At 64.7% G+C, this 4,637-nt stretch carries 6 protein-coding genes; all 6 read left to right on the top strand.

Annotation, left to right across the window (positions count from 1 at the left end; genetic code table 11):
• The coding region (locus MOV74_RS31690) for an ABC transporter substrate-binding protein (RefSeq protein WP_246930914.1) at positions 1–1,175 on the top strand (1,175 nt) is incomplete at its 5' end.
• A 35-nt stretch (positions 1,176–1,210) separates the two neighbouring features.
• Positions 1,211–2,446 carry an ABC transporter substrate-binding protein gene (locus tag MOV74_RS31685; RefSeq protein ID WP_246930912.1) on the top strand — a complete coding sequence of 412 codons (1,236 nt, stop codon included), beginning with the start codon at positions 1,211–1,213 and terminating at the stop codon, positions 2,444–2,446.
• A 30-nt stretch (positions 2,447–2,476) separates the two neighbouring features.
• Positions 2,477–2,857, top strand: a complete 381-nt coding sequence (locus MOV74_RS31680; protein ID WP_246930911.1) for a carboxymuconolactone decarboxylase family protein — start codon at positions 2,477–2,479, stop codon at positions 2,855–2,857.
• Between the two features lie 15 nt (positions 2,858–2,872).
• On the top strand, positions 2,873–3,643 hold the full coding sequence (locus tag MOV74_RS31675) for an SDR family oxidoreductase (protein ID WP_246930910.1): 771 nt from the start codon (positions 2,873–2,875) through the stop codon (positions 3,641–3,643).
• Positions 3,644–3,667: 24 nt separating this feature from the next.
• Positions 3,668–4,408, top strand: coding sequence for an SDR family oxidoreductase (locus MOV74_RS31670; protein WP_246930909.1), 741 nt, complete (start codon positions 3,668–3,670; stop codon positions 4,406–4,408).
• A 23-nt stretch (positions 4,409–4,431) separates the two neighbouring features.
• On the top strand, positions 4,432–4,637 hold a 206-nt coding region (locus tag MOV74_RS31665), incomplete at its 3' end, for a winged helix-turn-helix domain-containing protein (RefSeq protein WP_246930908.1).

Here is a 4,637-nt window from a genome sequence, read left to right as displayed (position 1 = left end):
GTCTCGCCGGCGTGGCGCGCGCGCAGGCCCCCGGCGAGGTCAAGGTCGGACTGATCGTACCGCTGTCGGGCATCTACACCCGCCCTGGTCAAGTGATGAAGATGGGCGCAGAGATGGGCATCGAGCACATCAACGCGCAAGGCGGCATCAAGGCGCTCGGCGGCGCCAAGCTGAAGCTCGTCGTGATCGACTGCGGCGACACCACCGAGAAGGCCAAGAACGCGGCACAGCGCATGGTAGCGCAGGAGCCCGATCTCGTCGCCGCCACCGGCTCCTATCTCTCCTCCTTCACGCTGGCAGTGACCGAGGTGACCGAGCGCGCCGAACTGCCGGTGCTGACGCTGTCTTATTCCGACCTTTTGACCGACCGCGGCTTCAAATACATCTTCCAGACCGCGGCGACCGCGAGCCGCCAATCCGAGCTCGGCCTGCCGACGCTGATGAAGCTCGCCGAGAATGCCTCGGGCAAGAAGCCCAAGACCGTGGCGATGTTGATGGACAACACCGCGACGTCAGTCGCCACCGCAAAGGCGCTCAAGGAGAAGCTGCTCGCGCAGGAAGGCCTCCAGCTCGTGGTCGAGGAAGTCTGGACCCCACCGCTGTCGGATGCGACGCCGCTGATCCAGAAGGTTCGCTCGGCCAAGCCCGATCTGCTGCTGTTCATGCCGAATGCGGTGTCGGACGCCAAGCTCGGCCTCGAGAAGATCAGCGAGTTCGGCCTCGGCCAGGGCAAGATTCCGACCGTGTCCTTCAGCATCACCATTGCCGAGCCCGACATGCTGCAAAGTGTGAGCCCGGAGACGGTGCAAGGCATCATGACCATCGTCGCCAACTGGGGCTCGAAGGGCCACGAGGCCCTGATCGCCGAGCTCAAGGCCAAATACAAGGAGCCTTGGATGACGCAGAACGTCATCTCGACCTATGGCGACATGTGGCTGATGAAGGAAGCGCTGGAGAAGGCCGGCAAGGCCGACCGCAACGCTGTCGCGCAGGCCTTCCGCACCTTGGATGCCGGCCCCTCCAAATATTATCCGGGCGGCCAGCTCAAATTCGACGAGAAGGGCCGCCGCGTCGGCGCCGGCGTCGTCATCGTGCAATGGCAATCGGGCGTGCCCGTCACCGTTTATCCGCCCGAGCTCGCGCAGGCGCAGCCGTTTTGGCCGAAAAAATCCTGACAGCGTCGCGCGATTTTTGAGGGAGGAGAATTGTCATGACTGCAAACAGCAAGATCTCGATCACCCGGCGAACGCTGCTCGCCGGCGCCTCCGGCACGCTGATCGCATCCCGCGCTTGGGCGCAGCAGCCACCGGAGGTGAAAGTCGGCCTGCTGGTGCCGATCTCCGGGCTCTATGCCCGTCCGGGAACGGTGATGCGCGAAGGCGCCGAGATGGCGATCGATCACATCAACGCGCAAGGCGGCATCAAGGCGCTCGGCGGCGCCAAGCTGAAGCTGGTCGTGCTCGATTCCGGCGACACCACCGAGAAGGCCAAGAACGCGGCGCAGCGCATGGTGGCGCAGGAGACCGATCTGGTCGCGGCCAGCGGCGCCTATCTGTCCTCGTTCACCCTCGCGGTGACGGAGGTGACCGAGCGCGCCAGCCTGCCCATGCTCACCCTCTCCTACTCCGACCTGATCACCGAGCGCGGATTCAAGTACGTATTCCAGACCGCGGCCACTGCAGGCTCGCAGGCACGGCAAGCGTTGCCCCAGATCGTCAAGCTGGCGGAGACGGCCGCAGGCAAGCGGCCGAAGACGGTCGCGATCCTGACCGACAACACAGGGGCCTCGATCGCCTCCGCCAAGGCGATGCGCGAGGGCCTGCTGGCGGAGAACCAGCTGCAGCTGATCGTCGACGAGACGTTCACACCGCCGCTGGCCGACGCAACCTCGCTGGTGCAGAAGATCCGTTCGGCCAAACCCGACCTGCTGTTCTTCCTGCCGACCGTGATCTCGGATGCAAAGCTGCTGCTGGAGAAGATGAACGAGTTTGGCCTCGGCCAGGGCAAGATTCCGACGATCTCGTTCGGCATCGCGATCGCCGAGCCCGACATGCTGCAGACCGTCAGCGCCGAGCTGCTCCAGGGCGTCTTGACCTGCGTCGCAAGCTGGGGCGCCAAGGGCCACGAGGCCCTCATCGCCGAGTTGAAGACCCGCTACAAGGAGCCGTGGATGACGCAGAACGCGATCTCCACCTATGGCGACATGTGGGTGATCAAGGACGCGCTGGAGAAAGCCGGCAAGGCCGATCGCGTCGCCGTGGGCGAAGCGCTGCGCACCATGGATGGCGGCCCCTCGAAATATTACCCGCTGGGCGAGATCAAGTTCGACGAGAAAGGCCGCCGCGTCGGCGCCGGCATGACCATCGTGCAGTGGCAGGCCGGTGTGCCCGTGACAGTGTTCCCGCCCGAACTGGCGCTCGCAAAACCATTCTGGCCGAAGAACTGACCAACGCCCGAACAAGAAACGGAGAACAAGATGGACAAGGCGACCTACGACCGCGGCCTCGAGATCCGCAAGAGCGTGCTCGGCAACGAGTTCGTCGACAAGGCAATCGCATCCGCGGACGAGTTCAACCGCCCGATGCAGGACCTCACCACCGAGTATTGCTGGGGCTACGTCTGGGGCCGTGAAGGCCTGACGCGGAAGACCCGCAGCTTCCTCAATCTGGCGATGCTCTGCGCGCTCAACCGTCCGCATGAGCTGAAGACACACATCCGCGGCGCGCTCGCCAATGGCGCGACCCGGGAGGAAATCCGCGAGGTCTTCATGCAGGTCGCGATCTATTGCGGCGTGCCGGCCGGTGTCGATGCGTTCCGAAACGCGAAGGAAGTCTTCGCCGAGCTCGACAAGGCATAACGGAGCGTGGCTGCGATGAAGGGCAAATGGGCGCTCGTGACCGGTGCGACCGCAGGCCTTGGCCTCGCCATGGCGGAAGGCCTGGCCGGCGCGGGCGCCAACATTGTCCTGCACGACCTCGCTCAGCCGAAACAGGTTGCGGATGACCTTCGCGCCCGCTTCGGCGTCGAAACGATCGCGGCCGGCGTCGACCTGTCCCGCCGCGAGGCGATCGAGGCCATGATGGCGGACCTGCTCGACCGTTGCGGCGCCATCGACATCCTCGTCAACAACGCGGTCATCAGGCATTTTTCAGCAATCGAGCAGTTTCCGCCCGATCGCTGGGACGAGGCGCTGGCCGTCAACCTCTCGGCGCCGTTCCACCTCATTCGCCTGACGCTGCCGGCGATGAAGCAGCGCGGGTGGGGCCGGATCATCAACATGGGGTCGATCTATTCGACCCGCGCGGTCGAGGACCGCATCGACTACGTCACCACCAAGACGGCAATTCTCGGCATGACCCGCGCGGTCGCCATCGAGACGGCGCGCAGCGGCATCACCTGCAACACGCTCTGCCCCGGCACGCTGCCGACGCCGGCCATCCTGAACAAGATCGCAACGATGGCGGAGAACAGCGGCCGTCCCGTCGCCGACGTCACGCGCGACTATCTCGGCGAGCGCCAGCCGACGCAGCGCTTCATCGAAATGGACGCCGTCGCCGCCATGGTCGTCTTTCTCTGTGGTCCCGCCGCAAACGACATCACCGGCGCCAGCCTGCCGATCGACGGCGGCTGGTCGGTCGCATGAGAGCATTGGAATGGGAGTGCTGCGATGACTGAACCATCTGGCCAAACCGTCGTGCTGACGGGTGCCGCCGGCGGCATGGGACGCGCCATCACCAAGGCGCTGCTGGACAGCGGCCGCCGCGTCGTGCTGGTCGACCGCGACGCCAAGGCTCTTCAGGAGCTGGCAGCTCCGGCAGGCAACGCGGTGTTTCCGATCCAGCTCGACGTCAGCGATGCAAACGCCGTCGATCGCCTGCCCGATGCCATTCCCGCTCATTTCAAGCCGGTCGACGTTCTCATCAACAATGCCGGCCACGACATCGGCGGCCGGACACGCTTCGACATTGGTTCTGCGGACGACTGGTCCAACATCATCCAGACCAATCTGATCGGCCTGATGCGTGTCACGCGCGCGATCCTGCCCGGCATGGTCCAGCGCAACGCCGGTCATGTCGTCAACATCAGCTCCATCAACGCGGTCCGGATCGTGCCTGACATGGCCGCCTACAGCACCAGCAAGGCGGGCGTGCACATGTTCACCGAGACCCTCCGGGGCGAGCTGGCGGAAACCGCAATCCGTGTGACCGAGCTGCAGCCCGGCCTGACCCGGACCAACATCATCCTGACCCGCTACCGCGGCGATCAGCAGAAGGAAAAGGACTATTTCGACCAGTTCAGGATGGCGCTCGATCCGGCCGATATCGCCCGTTCGATCGTCTTCGCCCTCGACCAGCCCGCCCACGTTCAAATTGCCGAAATGATGATTCTGCCTGTAAATCGATATTGAATCATTCAAACCAAGGCCCGGACATGGAAAGACGTCGCGAATTGCAGTCGACACTCCGCATCGAGGACGTCCCGACCGTCCGGGCGATGGTGGCGCAAAAGCTGCGCGCGGCGATCATGTCGGGAACGCTGAAGCCGGGCCAGCGCCTGGTCGAGCGCGAGCTCTGCGAGATGATGGGCGTCAGCCGCCCCTCGATCCGCGAAGCGCTGCGTGCGCTCGAAGCCGACGG

The organism is Bradyrhizobium sp. SHOUNA76, assembly GCF_023006445.1.
GTDB lineage: Bacteria > Pseudomonadota > Alphaproteobacteria > Rhizobiales > Xanthobacteraceae > Bradyrhizobium.
The sequence above is the reverse complement of the archived record's forward strand: the minus strand, read 5'-3'. Positions and strand labels throughout refer to the sequence as shown.